26 protein-coding genes are annotated in these 25,742 nt (G+C 42.3%); 1 reads left to right on the top strand and 25 read right to left on the bottom strand.

Going from position 1 to position 25,742, the window contains the following annotated elements:
• The 9 genes from rnc to NST12_RS06450 form a co-directional block, all read right to left on the bottom strand.
• Nucleotides 1–732 (bottom strand): ribonuclease III, encoded by a 732-nt coding sequence (gene rnc, locus NST12_RS06490; RefSeq protein ID WP_327797890.1) that lies wholly within the window; start codon nucleotides 730–732, stop codon nucleotides 1–3.
• A 459-nt stretch (nucleotides 733–1,191) separates the two neighbouring features.
• The gene (gene acpP / locus NST12_RS06485) at nucleotides 1,192–1,425 is read right to left on the bottom strand and encodes an acyl carrier protein (RefSeq protein ID WP_003354545.1); all 234 of its coding nucleotides are present in this window, start codon (nucleotides 1,423–1,425) and stop codon (nucleotides 1,192–1,194) included.
• 41 nt (nucleotides 1,426–1,466) lie between these two features.
• Nucleotides 1,467–2,210: a 3-oxoacyl-[acyl-carrier-protein] reductase gene (gene fabG / locus NST12_RS06480; protein WP_048623139.1), complete on the bottom strand. Its 744-nt coding sequence runs from the start codon at nucleotides 2,208–2,210 to the stop codon at nucleotides 1,467–1,469.
• On the bottom strand, nucleotides 2,207–3,154 hold the full coding sequence (gene fabD, locus NST12_RS06475) for an ACP S-malonyltransferase (RefSeq protein ID WP_003354542.1): 948 nt from the start codon (nucleotides 3,152–3,154) through the stop codon (nucleotides 2,207–2,209). Before fabD ends, fabG begins: the two co-directional genes overlap by 4 nt.
• 12 nt (nucleotides 3,155–3,166) lie before the next feature.
• On the bottom strand, nucleotides 3,167–4,165 hold the full coding sequence (plsX, locus tag NST12_RS06470; protein ID WP_327797892.1) for a phosphate acyltransferase PlsX: 999 nt from the start codon (nucleotides 4,163–4,165) through the stop codon (nucleotides 3,167–3,169).
• Nucleotides 4,162–4,746, bottom strand: a complete 585-nt coding sequence (fapR, locus tag NST12_RS06465; protein WP_048623137.1) for a transcription factor FapR — start codon at nucleotides 4,744–4,746, stop codon at nucleotides 4,162–4,164. The genes plsX and fapR overlap by 4 nt, the downstream gene beginning before the upstream one ends.
• Before the next feature lie 194 nt (nucleotides 4,747–4,940).
• Nucleotides 4,941–6,989 (bottom strand): ATP-dependent DNA helicase RecG, encoded by a 2,049-nt coding sequence (gene recG / locus NST12_RS06460; protein ID WP_327797893.1) that lies wholly within the window; start codon nucleotides 6,987–6,989, stop codon nucleotides 4,941–4,943.
• 331 nt (nucleotides 6,990–7,320) lie between these two features.
• Nucleotides 7,321–8,994, bottom strand: coding sequence for a DAK2 domain-containing protein (locus NST12_RS06455; RefSeq protein WP_341100650.1), 1,674 nt, complete (start codon nucleotides 8,992–8,994; stop codon nucleotides 7,321–7,323).
• Nucleotides 8,995–9,011: 17 nt separating this feature from the next.
• Complete coding sequence (locus NST12_RS06450) at nucleotides 9,012–9,374, bottom strand: Asp23/Gls24 family envelope stress response protein (RefSeq protein ID WP_003354537.1); 363 nt, start codon at nucleotides 9,372–9,374, stop codon at nucleotides 9,012–9,014.
• 597 nt (nucleotides 9,375–9,971) lie between these two features.
• Here NST12_RS06450 and rpmB point away from each other — a divergent pair.
• A complete protein-coding gene (gene rpmB / locus NST12_RS06445) occupies nucleotides 9,972–10,160 on the top strand; it encodes a 50S ribosomal protein L28 (RefSeq protein ID WP_003354536.1) in 189 nt (62 codons plus the stop codon).
• A 296-nt stretch (nucleotides 10,161–10,456) separates the two neighbouring features.
• Here rpmB and spoVM read toward each other — a convergent pair whose 3' ends face one another.
• The 16 genes from spoVM to NST12_RS06365 all read right to left on the bottom strand — a co-directional run bounded on the left by spoVM (nucleotide 10,457) and on the right by NST12_RS06365 (nucleotide 25,698).
• Nucleotides 10,457–10,537, bottom strand: coding sequence for a stage V sporulation protein SpoVM (spoVM, locus tag NST12_RS06440; RefSeq protein ID WP_040341495.1), 81 nt, complete (start codon nucleotides 10,535–10,537; stop codon nucleotides 10,457–10,459).
• 86 nt (nucleotides 10,538–10,623) lie between these two features.
• Entirely contained in the window at nucleotides 10,624–11,295 is a 672-nt protein-coding gene (locus NST12_RS06435; protein ID WP_048623134.1) for a thiamine diphosphokinase, read from the bottom strand.
• 212 nt (nucleotides 11,296–11,507) lie between these two features.
• Entirely contained in the window at nucleotides 11,508–12,164 is a 657-nt protein-coding gene (gene rpe, locus NST12_RS06430; protein ID WP_048623133.1) for a ribulose-phosphate 3-epimerase, read from the bottom strand.
• 6 nt (nucleotides 12,165–12,170) lie between these two features.
• A complete protein-coding gene (gene rsgA, locus NST12_RS06425; RefSeq protein WP_003354533.1) occupies nucleotides 12,171–13,052 on the bottom strand; it encodes a ribosome small subunit-dependent GTPase A in 882 nt (293 codons plus the stop codon).
• A 99-nt stretch (nucleotides 13,053–13,151) separates the two neighbouring features.
• Nucleotides 13,152–15,104 (bottom strand): Stk1 family PASTA domain-containing Ser/Thr kinase, encoded by a 1,953-nt coding sequence (gene pknB, locus NST12_RS06420; RefSeq protein WP_341102139.1) that lies wholly within the window; start codon nucleotides 15,102–15,104, stop codon nucleotides 13,152–13,154.
• Between the two features lie 5 nt (nucleotides 15,105–15,109).
• Nucleotides 15,110–15,859, bottom strand: coding sequence for a Stp1/IreP family PP2C-type Ser/Thr phosphatase (locus NST12_RS06415; RefSeq protein ID WP_003354530.1), 750 nt, complete (start codon nucleotides 15,857–15,859; stop codon nucleotides 15,110–15,112).
• Nucleotides 15,860–15,865: 6 nt separating this feature from the next.
• Entirely contained in the window at nucleotides 15,866–16,945 is a 1,080-nt protein-coding gene (gene rlmN / locus NST12_RS06410; protein ID WP_371836613.1) for a 23S rRNA (adenine(2503)-C(2))-methyltransferase RlmN, read from the bottom strand.
• 21 nt (nucleotides 16,946–16,966) lie between these two features.
• Nucleotides 16,967–18,307, bottom strand: a complete 1,341-nt coding sequence (gene rsmB / locus NST12_RS06405; RefSeq protein WP_327797898.1) for a 16S rRNA (cytosine(967)-C(5))-methyltransferase RsmB — start codon at nucleotides 18,305–18,307, stop codon at nucleotides 16,967–16,969.
• Nucleotide 18,308: 1 nt separating this feature from the next.
• Entirely contained in the window at nucleotides 18,309–19,250 is a 942-nt protein-coding gene (gene fmt / locus NST12_RS06400) for a methionyl-tRNA formyltransferase (RefSeq protein ID WP_341100643.1), read from the bottom strand.
• Nucleotides 19,247–19,732 (bottom strand): peptide deformylase, encoded by a 486-nt coding sequence (gene def / locus NST12_RS06395; protein WP_003354526.1) that lies wholly within the window; start codon nucleotides 19,730–19,732, stop codon nucleotides 19,247–19,249. Before def ends, fmt begins: the two co-directional genes overlap by 4 nt.
• 16 nt (nucleotides 19,733–19,748) lie before the next feature.
• Nucleotides 19,749–22,160 carry a primosomal protein N' gene (gene priA / locus NST12_RS06390; protein ID WP_048623129.1) on the bottom strand — a complete coding sequence of 804 codons (2,412 nt, stop codon included), beginning with the start codon at nucleotides 22,158–22,160 and terminating at the stop codon, nucleotides 19,749–19,751.
• Entirely contained in the window at nucleotides 22,157–23,371 is a 1,215-nt protein-coding gene (gene coaBC, locus NST12_RS06385; RefSeq protein ID WP_048623128.1) for a bifunctional phosphopantothenoylcysteine decarboxylase/phosphopantothenate--cysteine ligase CoaBC, read from the bottom strand. The genes priA and coaBC overlap by 4 nt, the downstream gene beginning before the upstream one ends.
• A 287-nt stretch (nucleotides 23,372–23,658) precedes the next feature.
• Entirely contained in the window at nucleotides 23,659–23,886 is a 228-nt protein-coding gene (gene rpoZ / locus NST12_RS06380) for a DNA-directed RNA polymerase subunit omega (protein WP_003354523.1), read from the bottom strand.
• Nucleotide 23,887: 1 nt separating this feature from the next.
• Nucleotides 23,888–24,505 carry a guanylate kinase gene (gmk, locus tag NST12_RS06375; protein ID WP_048623127.1) on the bottom strand — a complete coding sequence of 206 codons (618 nt, stop codon included), beginning with the start codon at nucleotides 24,503–24,505 and terminating at the stop codon, nucleotides 23,888–23,890.
• A gap of 4 nt (nucleotides 24,506–24,509) precedes the next feature.
• Nucleotides 24,510–24,770 (bottom strand): extracellular matrix/biofilm regulator RemA, encoded by a 261-nt coding sequence (gene remA / locus NST12_RS06370; protein WP_003354521.1) that lies wholly within the window; start codon nucleotides 24,768–24,770, stop codon nucleotides 24,510–24,512.
• Between the two features lie 49 nt (nucleotides 24,771–24,819).
• On the bottom strand, nucleotides 24,820–25,698 hold the full coding sequence (locus tag NST12_RS06365) for a YicC/YloC family endoribonuclease (RefSeq protein WP_048623126.1): 879 nt from the start codon (nucleotides 25,696–25,698) through the stop codon (nucleotides 24,820–24,822).
• Nucleotides 25,699–25,742 lie beyond the last annotated feature (44 nt).

Genomic DNA, 25,742 nt, shown 5'->3' with positions numbered 1-25,742 from the left:
TCATTTCTGATTTTGTTTTAGTTTAGACAATGCTTGTTCGGCGGCACGCTGCTCCGCTTCTTTCTTGGACCGCCCTGTCCCTACGCCGAGAACCTGACCGTTTAAGGCAACTTCAGAAACAAATTCCCGATGATGGGCAGGTCCTTTTTCTTGCAGTATACGATACGTTAAAATACCGTTTCCGTCCCTTTGAACCATTTCCTGAAGCTGAGTTTTAAAATCCATCACATGAGAAAAAGCACCGGCATCGATTTTAGGAAACACGATTTTTTCCAAAAACTGGACAACAGCCTCTAATCCTTGATCAAGATAAAGAGCCCCTATGAACGCTTCAAACACATCAGCGAGCAAAGCAGGCCGCGTTCGTCCTCCAGTCATCTCTTCTCCTTTTCCCAATCGAATGTATTGACCGAATTGCAGTTCGTTGGAGAATCCGACAAGGGAAGGTTCACATACAACCGCCGCACGCAGCTTTGTTAATTCACCTTCGCTCATGAAAGGATATTTGTTGAATAAATAATTGGATACCGTCAGTTCCAGCACTGCATCTCCTAAAAACTCCAACCTTTCGTTATCATCGTGTGGCTTTTTTCGATGCTCATTCACATAAGATGAATGGGTAAAGGCTTGCATTAAAAGGCTTTGATCATGAAAATCAATTTCAAGCTTCTCTTGCAGCTGCCGAAATCGCTGCTCTTCTATTCTCTTGTCTTCTTTGGATTGTTTCCTCATTACAAAGTTCCTCCACTAGCATAAAATGAAAAACTTCTTAGTCTGAATGCCTCCATCTTCACTCACATAACAAGTTTAGACGAAATATCCTTTCAGCGCAAAATGTTTTCCCAATTTTCTTTTCGGCACAGAGCCTTCTGAAATAATCAGTGTAAAAGTGCAACTTTCATCAGAGTTAATGAAAAAACTGATGACTAGTTGAACTTTTCGAGCATTATGGTCATGGACATTCAATCATTTGTTTTGGAAAGACGATCATCGTAGTGATCCTTCATGTGTTCTGACGAATGGAATGTGAAATGTCATTTCTTCCGTTAAACAATTGCCATTAGCGATATGTATACTGGAGGATTAGAAAAAATCGTATATGGGAATAAATGTGTTTGAAACAAAGATTCTTACAAAAAAAAGCAGCCGCCTCCTTTGGAAGGACGAGCGACCGCTTTAAACTTCTGACGATTATTGTTTACTTTTTATGTAATTAACAGCATCACCGACTGTTACGATTTTTTCAGCTTCTTCGTCAGAAATTTCCATTTCAAATTCATCTTCCAATTCCATGACAAGTTCTACTACGTCAAGAGAATCAGCACCAAGGTCTTCTTTAAAAGAAGCATCAAGCGTCACTTGAGATGCTTCCACTCCTAGGCGGTCCACAACAATTTTAGTTACACGCTCTAAAACGTCGTCCATTCTACTCACCTCCCCTCAAATACTTCGACTTAACTCTTATATCACATGCCCATTCCACCGTCAACCCGCAATATTTGCCCAGTCATATAACTGGAATCAGGCGACGCCAAAAATAAGGCCACTCTTGCAATCTCTTTCGGCTCCCCTATTCGAGCAAGAGGAACTTGTTTGATCATGGCTTCTTTTACTTCTTCTGGCAGGTCTTCTGTCATATCAGTAGATATAAATCCAGGCGCGATCGCATTGACCGTAATTCCCCTCGAAGCAAACTCCTTCGCGGTGGTTTTGGTTAAACCGATTACCCCTGACTTGGCTGCCACATAATTCGCTTGACCTGGATTTCCAGTAATCCCGACAATAGAGGAAATATTGATAATGCGACCACTTCTTTTCTTCATCATGGCCCGTGCTGCTGCCTTTGTACATAAAAAGACACCTTTTAAGTTCGTGTTGATGACAGCATCCCATTCCTCTTCTTTCATTCTCAAAATCAAATTATCTCTCGTAATACCAGCGTTATTGACAAGGATATCTAAACCACCAAAGTAATCGACAACTGATTTTATCATATCTTGAACAGCTTGACTATCCGAAACATCACATTGAACAAGGAGTGCTTTTCTTCCCATTGCTTTAATTTCTTCGGCTACTTCACGGGCTTTTTCTTCACTGCCAGCGTAATTAACAGCTACATCGGCTCCTTCTCTTGCAAACTCAAGTGCAATTTCCCGGCCGATTCCTCTTGAAGCCCCTGTCACAAGGGCCACTTTTCCTTCTAATCTCACACTGTTCCCTCCTTCAGTTCTTGAACGGTGGACCGAATCGATTCTTCGTCCGAAACGGCGAATGTACGAACTCGGCGGTTCACTTTTTTAATCAAACCAGACAGTACTTTTCCCGGCCCAATTTCAATAAAAGTATCAACCCCCAGCTCCAAAAGTGTTTGAATGGTATCTTCCCACAATACAGGAGAATAAAGCTGTTCCAACAGCTTAGCACGAATATCGCTGGCAAGTTGAACCGGACGGGCGTCCACATTGGCGACTACCGGGACTTTGCAGTCATGAATCTCTATTTGATCCAACACTTTTTCCAGTTTTTCTGTAGCAGGCTTCATTAAACTAGAATGGAACGGCCCGCTCACTTGCAGTGGAATGACTCTTTTAGCTCCACGTTCCTTGGCCAGTTCTCCAGCTGTTTCGACGCCTTTTTTTGTCCCCGATATGACAATTTGCCCAGGACAGTTCAAATTGGCTAATTGGACACTATCCCCGCCTTGCGATACTTCTTCCGTCACTTTCAGCAGTTCTTCACGCTCCATGCCCAACACGGCAGCCATTGTCCCTACACCTGCCGGAACTGCTTCTTCCATATAACGTCCACGCATGTGCACAGTATAAACGGCATCTTCGAAACGGAGAGCTCCGGCATAAGTCAACGCAGAATATTCTCCCAGACTGTGTCCAGCGGCATAATCGGCATGAATTCCCTCTTTATTGAGCCTGTTCACTAGCGCCGAACTTACAGTCAATAAAGCCGGCTGAGCATTGTACGTCAGTGTGAGCGTCTCTTGAGGACCATTGAACATAATATCGCTTAACGAGTAACCAAGTTTTTCATCTGCTTTAGCGAAAAGGGCGGCAGCTTCCTGATCTTGTTGTGCCAATTCCTTCCCCATGCCAACTGTTTGTGATCCTTGTCCAGGAAATACAAAGGCTATTTTTCCCATTCTTGTCTCTCCTTACGCTTCTTGATTTTGCAGTTTTTCCGCTTCTTCCTTCACAATTCCGGTTATGTTGTATTTGACCATTTCCCGCGCCTGGCGAAGGGCGTTATAAAAAGCTGTGGCGTTGGAAGATCCATGAGCCTTAATGACTGGTGCTTTCAACCCAAGGAGCCCGGCGCCTCCATATTCCGAATAATCCATTTTCTTTTTCAGCCCTGATAATTCCGATTTCATCAAGCTAGCTCCCAATTTTGTTTTCCATGACGACAGCATGACTTCTTTTATCATAGAAAAAACAGAAAGAGCCGTTCCTTCGATTGTTTTTAACACCATATTTCCGGTAAATCCGTCTGTCACAACGACATCCGCTGCCCCCTGAAGCAAATCTCTTGCTTCCACATTGCCCGTAAAGTTGAGATTTGTATGGGACAATAGATCAAATGTCGATTTCGTCAGTTCATTTCCTTTTTTCTCTTCGGTTCCAATATTCAAAAGTCCTACCCGCGGACGGGATATTCCCCGAACTTTTTCAGAGTATATCGTCCCCATCAAAGCATATTGAAGCAAGTTCTCCGGTTTTGCTTCAGCATTGGCTCCCAAGTCAAGCATTAAAAAGCCTTTTCCGTCAACTGTCGGCAACGTGATGGCGAGAGCCGGACGGGAAATTCCCGGAATTCTTCCAACCACGAACAGTCCCGTGGCCATTAAAGCCCCTGTGTTTCCGGCAGACACGCACGCATCTGCTTCTCCTGATTTTACCGCTTCAGCCATTAAAACCATGGATGAATTTTTTTTCCTTCTAACTGCTTTTACGGGTTCATCCGTCCCCAGAATGACTTCATCCGTATGTACAATTTTCACTCGATCGCTTGCTTTTAAATACTGTTTAATCTCTTGTTCTTTTCCAAACAAAACAATTTCTAAATCCGGAAACTCTTCTAAAGCCCTGTTTGTTCCCAGCACTATTTCTTTCGGGGCGTTGTCACCGCCCATGGCGTCTACTGCTATTTTCATAGTTCTTCATCCTTTGTTGTTGATTTCGAACGAAACATAGTAAATTCTCCATAAAATACCAGCTCTTGTCCAACATAACTTCTTACTTTCACAATCGCTCTTCCCGTTTCCGTTTGAGGATTTGATACTTTCGCCTTTGCTACTACCCTCTCTCCTTCTTTGACAGAACGGGTAAAGTGAATGTTGGCTTTTTCCGTAAGAGCAAGCTCATCATTGATCACAGCGACTGCAAGCGAATTGGCTTGGGCAAAAAGATGATGGCCTCTGGCAATTTTATTTCTGCTAAAAACATGTTCTTCTTTCACATCAAAAATGGAGATGGCGCTCTTATCAAGTTCTATATCAACAATATCACCGATCACTTCTTCAATCGGGAGAGAACGGACTTCGTTCCGAAATCGCTCTTCTGCCACGTGTTTAATCCGTTCCCGCAACTCCGGGATGGAAAGTTCCATACGATCTAATCGAATGGTTTGCACACTCACACGAAATCGTTCTGCTAATTCTTCGTCGGTGATAAAAGGATTGTCTTCAATTGTCTCCTGGAGCCTTTTTTGTCGTTCTTTTTTGGATAATCTCATATTATACACCATCCGATATTAGTACTAGGTACTAACAGTAGTATATAATCAAAAAATATAGAATGCAAGATCATATTGGCATTCAGTCAGTAATTTGTAAACGTTTTTCTTCCTCAACCGAGACAATCATTCAAATCTTTCCTCCCGACGAGTGAGAGTAAAGGATGCGGAAGGAAACGACCTCTCTTTTTTGGTTAATCCAGCTTTTCTCCAGACAGGACTCCCGACTCTTGTAAATACGTGCGCAGCGGTTCGTATTCTTCGGTGGTCCAAAAAGCATCTGACTGGATAAGCTCGGCCGCATCTTTCCGGGCTGTTTCCAGCGCACGATAATCATGAACGACATCAGCCACTTTAAAATCTGGCAACCCGCTTTGTTTTTTCCCAAATAAATCTCCCGGTCCGCGCAATTCCAAGTCTTTTTCGCTTAAAACAAACCCGTTGTTCGTTTCCGTCATAATTTTCATACGTTCTTTACCTACTTCTGTTTTAGGATCAGCGATTAGAATACAATACGATTGCTCATTTCCTCGTCCAACACGTCCCCTTAATTGATGCAGCTGAGCAAGTCCGAATCGATCAGCATCATAAATCACCATAATGGTAGCATTTGGAACATTCACTCCGACCTCGACAACAGTTGTGGAAACAAGAACATGAATTTCATTGCGACTAAATGCATTCATCACTTGGTCTTTCTCCTCGGCACTTAGTCGTCCGTGCATCAGCCCGATGTTGTAGCGGTTATGAAAATAATGGGTTAATTGGGCATGAATATCGATAGCATTTTGCACGTCCAGCTTTTCAGATTCCTCAATCAGCGGGCAGATCACATATGCCTGCTTATTTCGTCGCAGCTCCTTTTCCATAAAGGCTAGAACACGTTCAAACATATCATGCTTTGCCCAATACGTTTCAATCGCTTTTCGTCCTTTTGGCATTTCATCAATGACGGACACATCCATCTCTCCAAAAGCGGTGATCGCCAGCGTTCTCGGTATCGGTGTCGCCGTCATAAACAACACATCGGGATTTTCTCCTTTTTCCCGCAACACTCTTCTCTGCTCAACTCCGAATCGATGCTGTTCATCCGTAATGACCGTGCCTAATTGTTTGAAATTCACATCCTCTTGTATGAGAGCGTGAGTACCTACTAAAATATCAATGTCTCCGTTTTCCAGCTGTTCCAACACCTGTTTTCTTTTCTTTCCTTTTACAGAACTTGAAAGCAGCTCAACGGTGACGTCAAAAGGTTCAAAAAGTTCACGTAAAGACGACGTATGCTGTTCCGCCAATATTTCCGTAGGCACCATCAAGGCTCCTTGATTGCCTGCTGTAATCGTTGCATATAAACAAACGGCAGCCACGACGGTTTTTCCCGAACCAACATCTCCTTGAAGCAATCGGTTCATACGGTAAGGCGATTTTAAATCGGCGCAAATTTCATTGATCACACGTTTCTGAGCATTAGTCAGAGGAAATGGCAAATGTTGAATAAATTCTCTAAGTTTTTTCACATCATAATGTTGCTCTTGACCTTTTGAATGCTCTCTCTCAAATTTTCGCAACGCCTGTATTTTTAATTGGAAGTATAGAAATTCCTCGTACACAAAACGACGGCGCGCCTGTTTTAATTCCTGCGCGTTTTTCGGGAAATGCATCGCCCGAATGGCTTCCCGGCGACCCGGTAATTTATAATTTTCAAGAAATGCGGTCGGTAGATTTTCTCGAATATAATCTCCATATTCATTAAGGGCGGTTGCAATAAATTTTTTCAACATATTGGACGTGATGTTTCCCTTTAAAGAATATACCGGTTCAAATTCGCTGCGATATGAGTAGGGACCGAGATGATAGTGTTGCACGGTGATCGTTTGACGGTGGCGATCCCATTTTCCGGTGACTGTGATCGTATCGTTCAGTTTGATTTTTTTCTTTAAAAAGGGCTGATTGAAAAAGACCGCTGTCACTAAATAGCGATCTACAAGAAGTTTAAACGTTAAACGTGATTTTTTCCGACCGTAATACATGACAGAAGGATCACTGTGAACTTTCCCTTCGACCGTTACCCTCTCTTCATGAGGGACATCGGCCAAGTCTCTCAAGCGGTAATCTTCGTACCTGTAAGGAAAATATTCCAATAAGTCCTTAATGGAGTAAATGTTCATTTCCGCAAGCGAATGGGCTGTTTCTTTACCGATCCCTTTTAAAACACCAACGTCTCGAGAAAGCAGATTATTCACGGTTATTTTGCGATGTCTCCCCCCTTATTACGGACATCTCCGACCAGGAGAGCCACCGCATACCCCCCTTCTGCTGTGACTATCTATTATCGTGAATGGCAAAGATACTTTTGACAGAGGCAGCACCTTTCTATCACTTTTTTTCTTTGGCTAAAGCCTTCTGTTTCGTGATCGAATTCAAAAAGGGTCAATAGTCCCATTTCACACAGCCGCCATATTCCATCTTTCCCAACGAAATCATTTTTTTAATTAAAATGATTTCCATACGAAATAGAAGGGGAATATCCCCTTCTATTCGTCGACTTCCCAATATTCGATTTAGTTCCTTTTCCTATTCAATCGAAATAATAAAAGAATAAAGCGGTTGCTTTCCATTATGAACTTCTATTTCCAAATCCTCATATTTCTCTTCAATGAAAGCAACGAGTTCTTCTGTTTCTTCTTTGGAAACATCTTCACCATAAAAAATGGTGATAATTTCACTATCTTCTTCCACCATATTCTCAATTAAATGTATGGCAGCTTCCATTTTATCCTTGCTGGTCGTTACAATCTTTCCATCTAAAATGCCCATAAAATCATTTTTAGCAATGGAAATGCCGTCAATCGCCGTATCTCGAACGGCATACGTAATTTGTCCCGTCTTAACATGAGCCATCGCTTCCGCCATAGCTGCCTGATTTTTCTCCAAACTTTGGTCTGGACGAAAAGCAAGCAGAGCGGCTATTCCTTGGGGAACCGATTTCGAAGGGACCACTACTACTTCTGCATCAATCATTTCTTTTGCCTGTTCCGCTGCTAAAATAATGTTCTTATTATTCGGGAGAATGATGACTTTTTCAGCGTTAACTTCCTGCGCCGCTTTGACGATGTCCTCCGTACTTGGATTCATCGTTTGTCCGCCCGGAATGACTGCAGAAGCTCCTATGCTCTTGAACATTTCAGCAATTCCTTCTCCCATGGCAACCGTTACAATCCCATACGGCTGTTTCTCTTTCTTCTTTATATCCGTATGCAGCTGTTGGTGGGTTTCCCCTACAATTTGACTATGCTGTTCACGCATGTTTTCGATTTTTATTTTAATGAAGCTTCCATATTGCTGTCCATATGTAAGCACTTCACCAGGTCGTTCCGAATGGATATGTACTTTAGCCACTTCGTCATCTGCAACAACAAGCAGAGAATCGCCAAATTGGCTAAGGTCTTCCCGGAATTTTTCTTCTGAAAATGGATGATCTTTGAGTTTCTCTTTTTCCAAACGAACCATAAACTCCGTACAATATCCATACACAATGTCTTCTGTTTTCATGAAGCTTTGAGCTTTATGATGTTCCGCTTTGACGAGTTCGTCAAGCGTCGGTTCAATCGCAGGAGTTCCGGGTAATTGTTCCCCTTTTAAAGCGGCTAAAAATCCTTCATATACAAGGACAAGCCCTTGTCCTCCGCTGTCGACTACCCCCACTTCCTTTAACACCGGGAGCAATTCTGGGGTTCGTTTCAAAGAGCTTTTCGCTTCTTTCAGCAATGCTTCCGTCACTTTCACAATATCGCGCTCATGCTTAGCCGTTAGAACGGCTTTTTTTGCAGCATCTTTCGCAACCGTTAATATCGTTCCTTCTACCGGCTTCATGACCGCTTTATAAGCTGTATCTACTCCAGCTTCAAAAGCATTAGCGAATTCTTGGCTATTGATCCATTCTTTTTGTTCAATTGCTTTAGCAAACCCACGGAATAATTGGGAAAGAATCACACCTGAGTTGCCGCGCGCTCCCATCAATAATCCTCTTGCAAAGGAAGCCGCAGTCTTACCTACATGATCTGTTAGATGTTCTTGAACTTCCTTAGCTCCGGAAGTCATAGACAAATTCATGTTTGTTCCCGTGTCGCCGTCAGGAACAGGGAATACGTTTAATGCATTGACCATTTGTGCATTGGCAGCCAAGTTATTGGCACCGGCAATGATCATTTCCGCAAAACGCTTACCATCCAAAGATGTTATCGACACGTATTTTTTCCTCCTCACTAAGGGTTCGTCACCCTGACACCTTGTATAAAAATATTGACTGTATCAACTGACAGCCCAACCGTTTGATCAAGTGTATATTTTACTTTCGTTTGAACGTTATGGGCCACTTCGGAAATTTTCGTTCCATAGCTCACGATAATGTACATATCGATATGAATCCGATCGCCTTCTTGCCGAACAATCACGCCACGAGTGAAATTTTCTCGTCTCAAAATTTCCGTTAATCCATCTTTCAGTTGATTTTTGGACGCCATACCCACTATGCCGTAACAATCTACAGCAGCTCCACCGGCAATAGTGGCAATGACTTCATTAGAAATATCTACCGTTCCATACTTCGTTTTCAGCTCAATCGACATGAAAAGAGCCCTCCTTATCGAATTCTTCCTTTGTTACAAACATTTTACTATACATAGGGGCTTTTTAAAAGTGAACCTTCCGTTCTTATCATTCCAAATTAATCGATCAGCGTCAAGGTGTTTTTCTTGAAAGATATTTTGTTCCAGTTTTTGTCTCCTATTCGTAAATTCCTATCATATTAAAAATAAGTCCTCTTCCCTTCTGTCCTTGTGAATCAACCAAACCCAACTTATTTTATTACAAGAAGAGATGAGAAATGACTCTTTCATTCTTGCTTTTCCTTCCTTTTCTATCATACAGATCAATGAACGTACAGCCAGATGGCTTCTATTGAACATCAAATTTTGTGCATGAGTACAACAGACAGCTGTTTAATCCTTCAAAATCCATTTTAACTGTGAACAAAAGCTTTGCCTCCCATGATTTGGTCATTTTTTACATCTTAATAGCTAAAAAGCCAGAGATTCATCGGTGTCTTTTCCCTTCCTGATATTGCATTAACCAATATTCTATGTTAAATTATATTAGTGTCTGTTTGAAGATAAGGAAGTAATGAAATTGAACATTTTCAGCTTCTGCAGTTAGGAGGGAATCAAATGGCAAAACAATGCGTGATTACTGGTCGCAGAACGCGTACCGGAAATAGACGTTCCCACGCTATGAATGCCAACAAGCGTACTTGGGGAGCAAACTTACAAAAAGTGCGCATTCTAGTTAACGGTAAGCCAAAACGGGTTTGGGTTTCTGCAAGAGCTTTAAAATCCGGAAAAGTTGAACGTGTATAATGACAATAAGCACCCACTCTCGGGTGCTTGTTTTTTATCCCGTCATATAATATAATGAATGATCTGCAGCCATTCCATTTTCACTTCAACGGCCATTTCAGGTGACCATTTTCGCTTTCCTCTCGTTTCTCTTTTTTACGCTTTCACCCATTTATGTCTCATGAAAAGGGGGGTGAGTCCAAAGGCCTGACTCACTCAATCACTCAAGACACGCTACGCTGGGCAGTTCATAGCATGCTGAAAAATCTGGCCTTCCGCCCGACGTCAGCCCCTTGGAAACCATTTCTCTTTTCTCTTTATCCTTTTTTAAAGGTACCAAGCATTGCCCGGACAATTCCGCCTAAAAATCTAGGCAATTTAATCGTATAAAATTTCATTCCATGTCCCTCCCCATTCATCTGAAGGATGATAATGGTCTATTCGCCATATTATATTCAAACAAAGGAAATAAGTACGTATCGTCCTAACGTGCCGGACTGATTGGCATTTCATCGGAACTTCTTACCATCATTAATATGCCGCTTGTAAAGGAAAAAGTACCTTTTTCTTCAATCAGTTCATTGCTTATGCATCGAGTCGATCCAAATATTGCCGTATAATTATGTAAAGGATATTTAAACCCTGTAAGCGTTAATCCTTCAACATGGCCGTTCACAGGAAGAAAAGAAACATATGGCTTATCAGGAAGTTTTCGTATTTCATATTTTTTCGGACGATGAACCGAGATGATATTTTGGCGATCGATGATCTTAAAATCTATAGAGCTTTTGCTCCATTTCTCATTCACAAGCAAACTGATATTAGCCAAAAAATGATCCAGCCTCCCGCCGGTGGCGCCAAACAGAGAGATGGTGTTTGGATTTTGCTTTACACCGTATTCGATGGCTAGCTCCATATCGGTTTCATCTTTTTCCGGTCTGTATTTTTTAATATTTCGCACTTTTTCCTTTATTCGCTTCCATTCGCTCTCTCGAATGGAATCAAAATCACCTACAGCGAGATCAGGCACAATTTGTTCATCCAGCAAATATTGCACGCCTTTATCGACCCCGATCCAATACATCTCTTGTCCATCAAACGCTTTTAAATCCGGTATACATATACGGGGACCGCCTGCCACAATGCCCACATTCATCCATATTCCTCCTATCGATTCCCATGAATGCATCTATAGCAATGAGTACTGATTTTAAACTTTTCCAAACGGGAAACGCCTAATGTGCAAATATTTTTTCCCTCTTCTTAGCGAATCAACCATTAAAAAAAGGGAGGGAGGTCCTCCGCCTTTTCTATGAAACTATTGTGTAAGAGTATAAAGATGGAGGATACAACAATATCCTTTATCCATTATTGTTCCAGTCGTTTACGGATCAAGCTGATCGCTTTTTGGCGATCTTCCTGATTAAAAATGGCTGAGCCGGCCACTAACACGTTCGCGCCGGCATCGACGCATAATTTTGCTGTTTCTGCGTTGATACCGCCATCCACTTCAATTTCGACATCAAGACCGTTTTCACTCACTAATTGCCGCACTTGACGAATTTTCGGAAGAACAGTATCGATAAAGGTTTGTCCGCCAAATCCAGGATTGACGGTCATGACGAGAACTAAATCAACGTCATTTAGCACATGACGGATCATTTCTACAGGGGTAGCCGGATTGACCGCTACACCTGCCTTTACTCGCAGCGAACGGATGTGTTGAATCGTGCGATGAAGATGCGGACACGCTTCCACATGGACCGTAATATAATCAGCACCTGCTTTGGCAAATGTGTCAATATAAGCATCCGGGTTTTCAATCATTAAGTGGACATCCAGCGGCAGCTTCGTAACAGGTCGGACGGCTTCGACAATCAACGGTCCCATCGTAATGTTAGGGACAAAATGTCCATCCATCACATCCACATGAATGTAGTCGGCCCCGCCTTTTTCAACTTCTTTCACTTCTTCCCCTAATTTCGAAAAATTGGCGGAAAGGATGGAAGGTGCAATTTTGATCATAGTCCATCAATACCTCGGCTTTCTCTCTTTTATTTCAACTAAAAACTGTTGGTAATGATCATAACGATAAGCGGGAATTTTCTTCATTTCCACCGCTTCTCTCACTGCACATTTTGGTTCATTCAAATGACGACACCCTCGGAACTTGCAATATTGACTTAGTTGATGAATTTCCGGAAAACAAGACGACAATTCATCAAGGTCCAAGTCTCCTAATTCAAGGGAGCTAAAACCAGGAGTATCGGCCACAAGACCATTATCTATTTCAATCAATTCCACATGGCGAGTGGTATGTTTTCCCCTTCCCAGCGAATCGGAAATATCTTTCGTCTCTAATTGTAAGTCTGGACGCAATGCATTCAAAAGCGAAGATTTACCGACACCAGATTGTCCAGCAAACACCGATGTTTTCTCTTGCAAAACAGCACGAATTTGATCTAAGCCGCTCCCGTTTTTAACAGATGTGGTAATGACTTGATAGCCGATTTCCCTGTAATCCTCACAGTATGAGTGGATTTTTTGTTCGTCTTCCGGCGAAAGCAAATCCATTTTTGTGAGGCATATGATCGGTGTGATCGCTTTAGATTCGATTAACACAAGGAAACGGTCCAAAAGCCCGAGATGAAAATTGGGACGCGCCACTGAAAAAACCAAAATGGCTTGGTCTACGTTCGCAATGGGCGGACGGATCAGCTCATTTTTGCGCTTCTCTATGCTTAAAATATATCCTTCCTGATTGCTTTCCAACTGATATTCCACATAATCACCGACAAGAGGGGAAATTTTTTGTTTTCGAAACACCCCTCTTCCTCGGCATCGAACCACTTTTTCTCCATCTAATACATAATAAAATCCGCTCAGCGCTTTAATAATTTTTCCATTAGCCATTGCATTCCTCCTTACTCAAAATGATTTTCTTACAGGTAAGACTTTTAAAGCCAACGGATCGCTCAAGAAAAATAGTTGGTCAAAGTTGTCGTTATGGACTTACTCGTCATCCGGAAAAGGGACCATTTCGTCAATGATGACTTTTTTATCTCTAACCACTTTATATCCTGCTTTTTTGCCACTGGCAATCGTCAATGAAATCGTTTTTCTCGTGTCTTCATGAATGAAAAAAGTCTCATATGGTACAGTCATGCTGTTGTTTGCGTCTTCGATGTAAATGACCACTTCTTGAGGCTTTCCTTCTTCATCCGGTTCATATGGAATGAACAATTCTTTTGTAACGGTTTTAGGCGGAATTTCTTTTTTGCCTTTTGACAGCACAACTTCCACTCTATCCCCTTTGTTTAACAGCGTACCGGCTGAAGGATTTTGAGAGATTACCAGCCCTTCCGGCACACTGTCAGAATAATCTCTTCTGACAATGTCCACTTTTAAACCGCTTGTGGCCGCATAATCTTTCAAACTTTTCTCGTTGTAATCAGTCAAATCAATCAGCGATACCTTTTCCGGACCCCTGCTTACCGTAAATGTCATCTCTGTTTCTTCCGGAACGACTTTTTCATTTGGCCCCGGATCTTGGTCTATGATGGTTCCCGGCGGGTGATCGTCATATATCTCTACTTTACGGATCCTTTTAAAATGTTCTTTTTCCAACATGTCGGCGATTTCATTATAATCCCGATCACGATAATCATCCAGTTTAAATGTTTTTTTCCCGGAGCTTACATACAGATCAACAGAAGATCCCTCTTTTACTGTTTGATTAGCACCAGGTTTGGTATAGATGACCTTTCCTGCCGGTACATGATCGCTAAACCTTTCGATCGTGTCTCCAACTTTCAATCCATCCGTCACCAATTTCGAAACGGCGTCATCCACCGTTTTCCCATGAACATCCGGCACCTTGATTTCTTTCGGTCCCAATAAATCCGGGATCACAAAGACGCTCCCCGCTGCCAACAACAAGAGCAAGAAAATTCCGGTTACAATCCAAGGCCATTTTTTTCTTTTCTTTTTTTCCGGCTTGTCCGACCCACTGTTCGTTTCTTCTTTTAATGGGTAAACAGCCGTCGATTCTAAATCATCTACCGGAAGTGGACCTTTAATGGCAGGTATGACTTTTGTTTCTTCTTCGTCCACCAAAATGGTAAATTTCGGTTCATTCAGTCGGCTCGGTTCAAGAGCAGTCCTTATATCTTCTTCCATTTCTTCCACGCTGTTATAACGGTAAAAAGGGTCTTTGCAAGTAGCTTTCAGCACAATATTTTCCACACTTTGCGGAATTTCCGGAAATTTTTCCCGCAAAGAGGGGGTATTGGATTGCAAATGTTTTAAGGCGATGGAAATGGCTGTTTCTCCTGAAAATGGCAAATTTCCTGTCAGCAGTTCGTACATTACAATACCAAGAGAGTAAATGTCTGATTTTTTTGTTGCTACTCCTCCACGTGCTTGTTCAGGAGAGATGTAATGGACAGATCCGAGAAAAGAGTTGGTTTGGGTAATCGACGTCGCACTTAAAGCCATCGCAATGCCAAAATCGGTAATTTTGACATGACCATTGTGATCGATCAAAATATTCTGCGGTTTAATATCACGGTGAATAATCGAATTGCGGTGTGCGTGGGCGATAGCTGAAGTCAGCTGACTCATGATGTCTAGCACTTTCTCCACCGGGATAGGGGAATGCTGCATTATGTATTGTTTTAAAGTCATTCCATCCACATATTCCATCACAATGTAAAAAATATTGTCTTCTTCCCCCACATCATAAATATTCACGATATTCGGGTGGACAAGACTGGTTGCCGATTGAGCTTCTCTTTGAAAACGGCGGATAAATTCTTCTTCTTCGGCAAAATCCATTCTCAATACTTTTAGAGCTACATCTCGGTCCAATATGATATCTCGTGCTAAATAGACATGCGCCATCCCGCCTCCGCCAATCATTTCGATTACTTTGTATCTTCCGCTGATTCTCCTGCCGGCAAGCATTCCGATCACCCGCTTTCACTCCCGGCTGTCTGGTGTAAAATCACAATGGTGATATTATCCTCTCCGCCTTCTTGATTGGCTAAGTCAATGAGCGTTTGAGCTTTTTCCGCCAACGGAAGTTCCCCTTTAATCACTTCTTCCATTTTCGCTTCCGAAACTTTATTGGAAAGGCCATCCGAGCAGAGCAGCAAATAATCGCCATCTTCAAAGGTGATGCTTAGCACATCGGCAGCTACTTCCTCCTCTGTCCCAAGGGCTTTCGTCAAAACATTTTTGCGGGGGTGATGTTCAGCATCCTCTTTGGTGATTTGTCCTGTTCTTACAAGTTCGTTCACTAAAGAATGATCTTCCGTCAGCTTTTGAAAGCCGTTTTCATTCAAAATATAACAACGGCTGTCACCGATATTGGCAATCGTGCAGAAGCGGCTTGTGCAAACCGCAGCCACAATGGTCGTGCCCATACCCGAACATTCAATATTTTCCCTTGAGTGGGATAAAATCTTCTCATTCACTTTGACAATGGCCGTCTTTAGCCATTCTTCCGCCTTGTCAGGGGTGGAAATCATCTCTGTTTGCTGCCACTCTTTTTGCAATTCTTTGATCGTCATTTCACTGGCGACATCTCCAGCATTGTGGCCGCCCATTCCATCGGCCACAATGGCCAATAGGTCACCGGATGAGTTGCGAAAAATTCCGCCGCTGTCTTCGTTATGCTGGCGGACTAATCCTTTATCAGTCTTAAACACTGACTCCATAAGCGGTCACCTCGTTTCTTCTTTCCGCTCCTTAGCGCGGAGTTGCCCGCAAGCAGCGTCAATATCATGCCCGTGTTCACGGCGAATCGTTACATTGATTCCGTGTTTTTTCAACGTTTTCTCAAATTTAAAGATTTGGCTTCTCGGGGTCCGAACATAATTTCGTTCCGGAACATAGTTCACTGGAATTAAATTGACATGACACTTTAGATCTTTGATCAGCTCGGCCAATTCTTCGGCGTGTTCAACCGAATCATTTACTCCGCCGAACAATCCGTATTCAAAGCTGACTCTTCTGCCTGTTTTTTCAATATAATACTTTACGGCTTCGATTAAATCCGGCAATTTGTATGCGCGGTTAATTGGCATTAATTTGCTGCGAAGCTCATTATTAGGAGCATGGAGGGAAATGGCGAAATTAATTTGCAAATTTTCATCGGCAAATTGATAGATTTTCGGTATGATTCCGCTTGTAGAAACCGTAATATGGCGAGCGCCGATATTGAGTCCTTTTTCATGGTTGATAATTTTTAAAAACGAAAGCATTTGATCATAATTATCAAACGGTTCTCCAATTCCCATAATGACGACGGAACTGACCCGTTCTCCCATTTCATCGAGCGCTTTTTGCACATGCACCGCTTGCGCCACGATTTCCCCCGCCTCTAAATTTCTTTTTAATCCTCCTAAAGTTGAGGCACAAAATGTGCATCCAATCCGGCATCCAACTTGTGTGGTCACGCAAACCGAGTTTCCGTATCGATGACGCATTAGCACCGTTTCAATAGAAAATCCATCATGCAATTCAAATAAAAATTTAATGGTGCCATCTTGAGAAGTTTGTTGAACAATCGTTTTCAATGTGGTGATAGTAAAGTGTTCCGCCAGTTTATCCCGAAGGCTTTTCGGCAAATTCGTCATTTCTTCAAACGACGTGACCCGTTTCTTGTAGAGCCAATCATAAATTTGTTCTGCTCTGAAAGGTTTTTCGCCATGATGGCGGATCCATTCTTTCAACTCAGGCAGTTCCATTGAGTAGATAGAAGGCGGCCTGTCTTCTATCATTTTCTTAGATTTTTTCGTCATCGTGATTGTCTGTTCCATTTTTCATTCATCCTTCTTTCTAAAACAGCTGATAAAAAATCCATCTCCACCAAAATCTTGAGGAAAAATTTGAAGAAAATGTCCCGCTACAAACGGCTGCACCGCTTCCGGCAGATGATCCAACAGCTCGGGTTCAAATTCAGGATGGCGATCAAGAAATCGATTAGCGGTACCTTCATTTTCTTCTTGGTCCACCGTACAAGTACTGTAGACCAAAAGGCCGCCGGATTTCAGAAGAGGTGCCTGGGCGTCCAATATTTCCAATTGTATTTTCTGCAAAGTCTGAAGATCTTCCTGTTTCTTGACATATTTTATATCCGGCTTCCGTCTTAAAACGCCTAGTCCAGAGCAGGGGGCATCGACTAAAATACGGTCGAAAGATTGCGGCGGGAACTTTTCTCCTCCTTTACGGCTATCAAGAGGAAGGGAGGAAATATTTTCAAGACCTAATCGAACTGCATTATCTTCAATCAATTTGATTTTATGAGGATGTAAATCAAGAGCATACACTTTTCCTGTTCCCTGCATTTTTTCCGCCATATGGGTCGTTTTCCCGCCGGGAGCAGCGCAGGCGTCAAGGACAACCATTCCGGGTTCCAGTTTCATGGCATGCGCTACCAGCATAGAACTTTCATCTTGAATGGTCATCAACCCTTTCTGAAAAGCGGACGAATGGGCTGCGTTCCCTTTCAAAATTCGAATGGCTTCCGGCAAAATCGGACTTTCTTCTGCTGAAAATCCTTCTTGGCGCAAGCTGATTAAAACTTCAGCCCTATCTGCTTTCGTTTCATTCACGCGCACCGTTTGAACAGGAACGGACAAATTGGTTTCACACATCGCTTTTGTTTTTTCCAATCCGAATTGACGAATCCAGCGCTTGACAAGCCACTCAGGATGACTTGTCTCAATCGAAATTCGCTTGACTGGATCCGTGATCGCATCTAATGCTGGCAATCCCTTTCGTTGTATGGAGCGAAGCACGCCATTGACCATGCCGGCAATTCCTTTATGGCCCCGTTTTTTGGCTATTTCCACCGCTTCGAATATAACAGCCCGGTCAGGAACTTTGTCTAAATACACCATTTGGTACAAAGATAATCGCAATAAATTTCGTACCCATGATTTTAGCTTGTGTTTCAAAAACGGTGCCAAAAAATAATCCAGCGTAAATTTTCTTTGTATCGTCCCATATGTTAATTCTGTCAATAAACCGGCATCCGGACCTGTTAAATCGTATTTTTGAATAGCTGAATTCAGCAATAAATTACTGTATGACTGATTTTGTTCGACTGCTTCCAACAGTTCAAGCGCAGCCTCGCGAACATTTTTCTTTTTTTTCTCCATTTCAATCTCCCAATTTCATTCCAATTTGCAGAGATCCGGCTCCTCTCAAAAACTGTTCTGCTTTCATCCTCTTTTTTCCGGCTGGCTGGAGCTCCGTAATCTTGATGCCTGTTTCATTTCCGGAAGCGACGAGAATTCCGTCATTTTCTATCGCCACGATGGTTCCGGGTTCTTGTTTTTCAGGGAGCGTTTGTTTTTCTCCCCACCAAATTTTCACTATATTCCCATCAAGTGTAGTATAGGCAACCGGCCAAGGATGCAAACCACGTATATGATTGTAAATATCCTCACCCGGCTTGGTCCAATCAATTTTTTCCTGCTCTCGCTTAATATTGTGGGCAAATGTCGCCCGACTCTCGTCTTGCTTAATCGGCGTGATTTCGCCATTTATAATTTTTGGAAGCGTTTTGGAAAGCAATTTGGCCCCTTCCTTGCTTAATTTGTCATGCAAGATGCCGACATGATCCGTTTCTTCGATCGGCACTTCCACTTGGCTGATAATATCTCCGGCATCCAATTTTTCTGCCATATACATGATGGTGATGCCTGTTTTCTTTTTGCCTTGCATGATCGCGTAGTGGATCGGCGCTCCGCCGCGAAGTTCCGGCAAAAGAGAAGCATGAACATTTATACAGCCGTATTTGGGTGCTTCAAGCAATTTCTTCGGCAAAATTTGTCCGTAGGCTGCAGTCACGACGATATCCGGCTTGAAACTCAATATCGTTCGCAATTCTTCTGAATTTCTCAATTTTTCCGGCTGGAGAACGGGAATGCCGTGTTTTTCTGCTTCTACTTTAACAGGAGGCGGAGTCAGTATTTTTTTGCGGCCAACAGGGCGGTCAGGCTGTGTCACAACCGCTTGAATTTCATAGCCGTCTTCTAGTAGCCTTCTTAGAATAGGGACAGAAAAATCGGGTGTTCCCATAAATACAATCTTGATCATTCAGCCTCATACCCTTCCAACGATTCTTCTTCTACATATTTATCCACTTTAGTAGTAAACAAAATACCATGAAGATGATCAATTTCATGTTGAATCGCCCTTGCCAAAAAACCATTGGCTTCGATGATGAAAGTTCGTCCTTTCCAATCTTTTGCCTTTACCTTCACGTAATAGGGCCTTGTCACTTCCCCGTATAGACCGGGAATACTTAAACAGCCTTCTATATCTGTTTGGGTCCCTTTTGTTTCCAAAATTTCCGGATTGACAAGTGCGATCATTCCATTTTCGTCTCCGATATCCACAACTGCTACTTGGAGATCGATCCCGACTTGAGGAGCGGCCAGACCAACCCCGTCCGCCTCTAACATTGTTTCGTGCATATCTTTAATCAATTTTTTTAAATGTTTATCAAAAGATGTCACTCGCTTGCATTCTTTTTCTAATATTTCTGCCGGATAAGTGACAATAGGTAATATCGCCAAAACTTTTCCTCCTAACTTACATCATCACAAACGGATTGATATCCACTGCTATTTGCAAATGAGAATAGGATCCTTGTCCGTTATACTGTTCCAATATCGATTTCAACGTATCGGAAAGCATTGGTTCATGCTTGTATTTTATCAAACATTGATAGCGATATCTATCATTGATCCGAGGAATGGGAGAAACAGTCGGTCCGAGAACAACCGTTTTATTGGAGAGCCGGCTGCGGATGAATTTCGTAATTTTTTCTGTTACGGAGGCTGCCACGAGCGGATCCTCATGGCTGACATTGACAAGGGCCAAATAATAAAACGGAGGATAACTTCCCAATTTTCTCATGATCATCTCCCGCTGATAAAAACGCTCAAAATTTTGTTGACCGGCAAGCTGTATGCTGTAATGTTCAGGGGTATAGGTTTGAACAACCACTTCTCCTTGCAATTCATGCCTGCCGGCTCGTCCGCTCACCTGGGTTAATAGCTGAAACGTTTTTTCTGACGAGCGGAAATCGGGAAGATGCAGCATCGTATCCGCACTTAACACCCCGACAAGTGTAATATTCGGAAAATCCAGCCCTTTCGCAATCATTTGCGTTCCTAGTAAAATATCGGCTTTTCCTTCTGAAAACTGGCGCAGAAGAGTTTCGTGAGCGCCTTTTTTTCGTGTCGTATCCACATCCATCCTAATGACTCTGGCCTCAGGCAGCAGCTTTCCCAATTCTTCCTCTACTTTTTGTGTTCCGGTCCCAAAATAGCGAATATATGGGCTGCCGCATTCCGGGCAAACAGACGGCGCTATTGTTTCATAGCCGCAATAATGGCATTTCATTTCATTTGAAAAATGGTGATATGTTAATGAAATGTCGCAATGCGGACATTGAACGACATAGCCGCAGTCTCGGCACATGACAAAGGAGGAATGTCCTCTTCGGTTTAAAAGCAGCACGGTTTGTTCGCCCTTTTCCACTCTATCTTTTAACTTTTCAAATAGAGACCTTGAAAATATCGAACGATTGCCAGCCCGCAGCTCTTCTCTCATATCGACAATTTCCACTTCAGGAAGATCGCGGTGATTCATACGGTTTTTCAGCGTTAATAAATGGTATACACCTTTTTGCGCCCTCGCGAAACTTTCCAACGAAGGAGTGGCGCTTCCTAAAATGACGGGACAATTAAAATGCTGTGCTCTTTTGATCGCGACGTCCCTAGCATGATATCGCGGAGTTTCTTCTTGTTTATAGCTTGTCTCATGTTCCTCATCAATGATGATGATCCCGATGTTTTCAAACGGCGCAAAAATAGCCGAACGAGCGCCCACCACTACTTTCGCTTCTTTTTTTAAAATTTTCCGCCATTCATCATACTTTTCGCCAATGGACAACCCGCTGTGCAAAACGGCTACATCATCACCAAATCGGCTTTTAAAGCGATGAACCATTTGTGGTGTCAGAGAAATTTCCGGTACGAGCACAATGGCTTCTTTTCCTTTTTCCAGTACCTTTTGGATCGATTGCAAATAAATCTCTGTTTTTCCGCTGCCTGTCACTCCGTATAATAAAAAAGTTTCATGCTTTTCTTCTTCCAAAGCTTCAATAATGGGGGAAATGGCTTTTCTTTGCTCATCTGTCAAAGGAAAGGGACTTGTTTTTTCAAAATCCGTTTGAGCATAAGGATCGCGATATACTTCTTTTTGCTCTTCATACAAAATCCCTTTTTGGATCAGCGCCTGCAAACTGGATGACGTACTGTTTGCATTCTCCAGCAGTTCTTTTGCAGATATCATTTCTCCTGGATGTTGTTTAAACACATCGATCAGCCGTTTTTGTTTGACGGCATTCCCCTTTAAACGGGAAGCGGCTTCTGACAGTTCCTCGGCCGATAATCTCGTGCCAATCATCCGTACTGTCTTTTTGTTTCCTTTGCTTTTCACCTTATAAATCAATTCAACCGTTCCAGCTTTCACCTCTTTTTGTATAGAGGTTAAAAGTCCCGCCTTTTCCCCTTCTTCCCAAGTGATTTCCTTTTTATTCTTAAACAGCTCGGCTACCTTCTCATCCGCTATCTTCTCTTCGTTGACTGCCGCGAATCGCTTTTCGTATTTTGCTTTCATGGCAGCTGGAAGCATCGCTTGATAGGCCGAAACTTTAAAACAAAGCGTCGTTTTCGTCAACCAGTCAGCTAGATCCATCAACTCTTGATTCAGTACCGGAACAACGTCCATTGGCTCTCGAATGGCTTTTAACTGAGGAAAAGACGAATGGTCTTTTACTTTCACTACATACCCTTGCACATTTCTTGACCCGAAAGGCACGATCACTCTCATGCCTGGCTGGATCATTTGACTCCATTTTTCAGGAATCAAGTAATCAAACGGCCGGTCGGTTTGCATGGTTGGTACATCCACAATCACGCTTGCTACGTTCATTTTGATCTTTCCTCTTGAAGCGTTTTGACGATTTCACGAAAGATTTCTTTTGCCAATTCTTTTTTGGACATAAGCCCTAATCGTTTGTTTGAACCGTCTTTTTTATAGATTGTCACAATATTGGTATCTTCCTCAAAGCCGGCGCCTTTTTCGTTCACATTATTGGCAATGATCATATCTGCGTTTTTCCGCTTCAATTTACTCATTGCATATTCATCGAGATTGGAAGTCTCAGCGGCAAAACCAACGAGGAACTGATGATCTTTTCTTTCGCCGAGCGTTTTTAAAATATCTTTCGTCCGTTCCATTTGGATGATCAAATCTCCATCCTGTTTTTTCATCTTTTCATTGGATACTTGTTTTGGACGATAATCGGCAACAGCCGCACTTTTAATGACAATGTCTGCGGACGGAAACTCCTCCAGTACGGCGTCGTACATTTCTTCTGCGTTTTCTATATATTTTACGTTCACACCGATCGGCGGATTTAACGAAACCGGGCCGGAAATAAGCGTTACATCAGCTCCTAATTGATGGGCCTCTTCCGCCAAGGCGTATCCCATTTTTCCGCTAGAACGGTTGGAAAAAAAGCGGACAGGATCTAAAATTTCGCGTGTCGGCCCCGCTGTTATGACGATTTTCTTTCCTTTCAAAGGCTGATTTTTTTCTTTTTCCCAATACGAGCTAATCAACTTGACAATGTTCTCCGGTTCCTCCATCCTTCCTTTTCCTACATATCCGCAAGCCAAATAACCTTCATTTGGTTCTACAAATTGATAACCGTAAGATTGCAGACGTTCAATATTCCGCTTCACCGCAGGATGGTCGTACATATGGACGTTCATTGCCGGCGCTATCCAAACCGGAGCAGTAGCAGCAAGCAAAGTCGTCGAAATCATATCATCCGCTATGCCGTTGGCAAGTTTTCCGATTATATTCGCTGTAGCCGGCGCCACGAGAACGAGATCGGCCCAATCTGCCAGGTCAATATGGGCGATCGATTCGGGATGCTTTTCATCAAATGTATCTGTATAAACATCGTTTCTAGACAGCGCTTGAAACGTTAAGGGCGTGACAAATTTTTGAGCTCCGTTGGACATAATGACTTTTACAGAAGCCCCCGCCTGCGTTAATTTACTGGTCAATGCCGCTGCTTTGTAAACGGCAATGCCACCTGTAACGCATAGTAAGATGTTTTTTCCTTTCAACATTATGAAACCCCCTTCTCTATACCATTGTACCGCTATTGGACAGAAAAGCTTTGTTTTTTCACTCGACTTTGTAAACGAAACATTCCGGATCAAGAAGCAAAACAAAAAACCTCACGGAAATAAAATCGGTTAATGGGCGCCTACAGGTTAAAAGCATCTCTTCCTATTTCAAAATTCCTTCTTCGTATAAACGACTGACTTGTCTATGCTTTTATGTCACACGAATGAAAACCGCTGACATGATTCGACTTTTTTGATTAAGAAAAAATAACAACCTAATAAGGTTGTTATCCTTCATCGGAGTAAGTTGTACCTTCTGTTTTTTCTTTTAAGGTTAAATACTCGGCATCTATTTCTTCCAATGCTTTACCGACATATTTCTGTGAAACATAGGAATCTAAAAGTTCGTCTTCAGGATGATCTTGTAATTGACGCGCTCTTTTGGCGGCAATGCTGACAAGTGAGTATTTGGAATCAATTTTCTTTAATAAAGAGTCAATCGATGGATAAAGCATACTATTCTACCTCCAACATTTTTTTATAATGATGCTGAACTCTTTCACGTCGGCAATGCTCGGCAATAACGATGGCTTTAATGCGTTCGCATGCCTTTTCCACTTCATCATTTTCCACTACATAGTCGTATAAATCCATCATTTCGATTTCTTTGCGAGCCTTTTCCATTCGTCCGCGAATTCGTTCATCATCTTCTGTTCCTCTATTCACGATGCGATTATACAGTTCGGAAAGGCTTGGCGGCGCAAGGAAAATAAATAAGCCATCGGGAATTTTTTCACGTACTTGTTTGGCTCCTTGCACTTCGATTTCCAGAAAGATGTCTTTTCCCGCTTCCAATGTTTCTTTCACATAATCAAGCGGAGTTCCGTAATAATTCCCCACATACTCCGCATATTCAAGCAACTTTCCTTCCTTTATAAGCTGTTCGAATTGTTCGCGGGTTTTAAAAAAATAATCTACACCGTCTACTTCACCTTCCCGAGGCTGTCTGGTCGTCATGGAAATCGAGTATTCGAAATCAACATTTGGGTCTGAAAAAATCGCCTTGCGCACCGTTCCCTTTCCTACACCGGACGGCCCGGACAAGACAATCAACAATCCTTTTTCTTTCCTCATGAAATTATCCTTCCTCCAATTCTTCTTTTGAAACAATTCGATGCGCGACCGTTTCGGGCTGAACGGCTGAGAGTATAATATGACCGCTGTCCATAATAATGACAGCTCTAGTCCTTCTCCCGTATGTAGCGTCAATTAATGAACCTCTTTCGCGCGCTTCCTGAACCAACCGCTTAATCGGGGCGGATTCAGGACTGACTATGGAAATGATTCGATTGACAGAAACAATATTTCCAAACCCAATATTAATCAGCCTGATGGACATGCGGCTCCTCCAATCAATGTTTGATTTTGAACGTAGAAGTTCTGACCTATTACTCAATATTTTGTACTTGTTCTTTCATTTTTTCTAAACAGCTTTTTAATTCAATGACATTTGCCGCGATCTCTGAGTCATTCGCTTTGGAACCAATCGTATTGACTTCTCTGTTCATTTCTTGAATGATGAAATCAAGCCTTCTGCCGATCGGTTCATCTTTCTCCAAAAGCTGTGAAAATTGCTTTATATGGCTGGCTAATCTTACACATTCCTCATTAATATCCGCTTTATCAGCCAAAATAGCCACTTCCGATAAAATTCTGGCTTCATCCACCTCGTTATTGGACACAGCTTCTTTTACTTTCTTTTCAAGGCGTTCTTGATAATGCTTGGACACTTTCGGTGCAAGAGATTGAATTTTTTTAATGACCGTCTGAATTTTATTTAATTGAATCAGCAAATCTTTTTCAAGCTGTTCCCCTTCTAATCTACGCATTTCCAACAAATTTCGAACAGCTTCTTCTATCGTTTGGAAAACAAGTTTTTCAAGTTCCTCGTTTTCTTCCTCTCTTTCTTCTATCGTAATTAATTCTTCTTTACGAAGAAAGTCGCTGATTTGGATTTCGCCATTTAACTGATATTTTTCTTTTATTTTTTTTATGAATTGATAATAATCCTCAATCAAATTCCAGTCAACATGTATTGAACGTTTAAGAGCCCCCGCTCCTTCGATGATCACAAAAATTTCAACACGCCCACGTTTTATGTATTGTCCGAGATATTTTTTGATTTTATCTTCCAGCTTTAATAACTGTCGGGGCATGCGTATCGTAAACTCGCAAAAGCGGTGGTTCACTGATTTCATTTCAACCGTAACCGCATGCTGAGCAGACTCTGCTTTGCTTCTTCCAAAGCCTGTCATGCTAACAACCATCGGTTTCACATCCTATCCAGCTATGAATTTCTCTTTTACGAACA

Source organism: Bacillus sp. FSL W8-1127 (assembly GCF_038006725.1).
Classification (GTDB): Bacteria; Bacillota; Bacilli; order Bacillales; family DSM-4216; genus Bacillus_O; species Bacillus_O smithii.
Note: the sequence above shows the minus strand (reverse complement) of the source record. Positions and strands in the feature narration are given on the sequence as shown.

Bases quoted from the DNA above. Each gene is read 5' to 3' on its own strand.
- rlmN (WP_371836613.1), bottom strand. From the start codon at position 16,945: ATGACGAAAAAATCTAAGAAAATGATAGAAGACAGGCCGCCTTCTATC.
- remA (WP_003354521.1), bottom strand. From the start codon at position 24,770: ATGTCCATCAGGCTGATTAATATTGGGTTTGGAAATATTGTTTCTGTC.
- acpP (WP_003354545.1), bottom strand. From the start codon at position 1,425: ATGGACGACGTTTTAGAGCGTGTAACTAAAATTGTTGTGGACCGCCTA.
- plsX (WP_327797892.1), bottom strand. From the start codon at position 4,165: ATGAAAATAGCAGTAGACGCCATGGGCGGTGACAACGCCCCGAAAGAA.
- NST12_RS06435 (WP_048623134.1), bottom strand. From the start codon at position 11,295: ATGAATGTGGGCATTGTGGCAGGCGGTCCCCGTATATGTATACCGGAT.
- coaBC (WP_048623128.1), bottom strand. From the start codon at position 23,371: ATGTTGAAAGGAAAAAACATCTTACTATGCGTTACAGGTGGCATTGCC.
- fabD (WP_003354542.1), bottom strand. From the start codon at position 3,154: ATGGGAAAAATAGCCTTTGTATTTCCTGGACAAGGATCACAAACAGTT.
- fmt (WP_341100643.1), bottom strand. From the start codon at position 19,250: ATGATCAAGATTGTATTTATGGGAACACCCGATTTTTCTGTCCCTATT.
- gmk (WP_048623127.1), bottom strand. From the start codon at position 24,505: ATGAGGAAAGAAAAAGGATTGTTGATTGTCTTGTCCGGGCCGTCCGGT.
- rnc (WP_327797890.1), bottom strand. From the start codon at position 732: ATGAGGAAACAATCCAAAGAAGACAAGAGAATAGAAGAGCAGCGATTT.
- rpoZ (WP_003354523.1), bottom strand. From the start codon at position 23,886: ATGCTTTATCCATCGATTGACTCTTTATTAAAGAAAATTGATTCCAAA.
- rsgA (WP_003354533.1), bottom strand. From the start codon at position 13,052: ATGGCTAATGGAAAAATTATTAAAGCGCTGAGCGGATTTTATTATGTA.
- rsmB (WP_327797898.1), bottom strand. From the start codon at position 18,307: ATGGAGAAAAAAAAGAAAAATGTTCGCGAGGCTGCGCTTGAACTGTTG.
- fapR (WP_048623137.1), bottom strand. From the start codon at position 4,746: ATGAGATTATCCAAAAAAGAACGACAAAAAAGGCTCCAGGAGACAATT.
- rpe (WP_048623133.1), bottom strand. From the start codon at position 12,164: ATGATCAAAATTGCACCTTCCATCCTTTCCGCCAATTTTTCGAAATTA.
- spoVM (WP_040341495.1), bottom strand. From the start codon at position 10,537: ATGAAATTTTATACGATTAAATTGCCTAGATTTTTAGGCGGAATTGTC.
- priA (WP_048623129.1), bottom strand. From the start codon at position 22,160: ATGAACGTAGCAAGCGTGATTGTGGATGTACCAACCATGCAAACCGAC.
- rpmB (WP_003354536.1), top strand. From the start codon at position 9,972: ATGGCAAAACAATGCGTGATTACTGGTCGCAGAACGCGTACCGGAAAT.
- NST12_RS06415 (WP_003354530.1), bottom strand. From the start codon at position 15,859: ATGGAGTCAGTGTTTAAGACTGATAAAGGATTAGTCCGCCAGCATAAC.
- NST12_RS06450 (WP_003354537.1), bottom strand. From the start codon at position 9,374: ATGTCGATTGAGCTGAAAACGAAGTATGGAACGGTAGATATTTCTAAT.
- pknB (WP_341102139.1), bottom strand. From the start codon at position 15,104: ATGCTTGCCGGCAGGAGAATCAGCGGAAGATACAAAGTAATCGAAATG.
- NST12_RS06365 (WP_048623126.1), bottom strand. From the start codon at position 25,698: ATGGTTGTTAGCATGACAGGCTTTGGAAGAAGCAAAGCAGAGTCTGCT.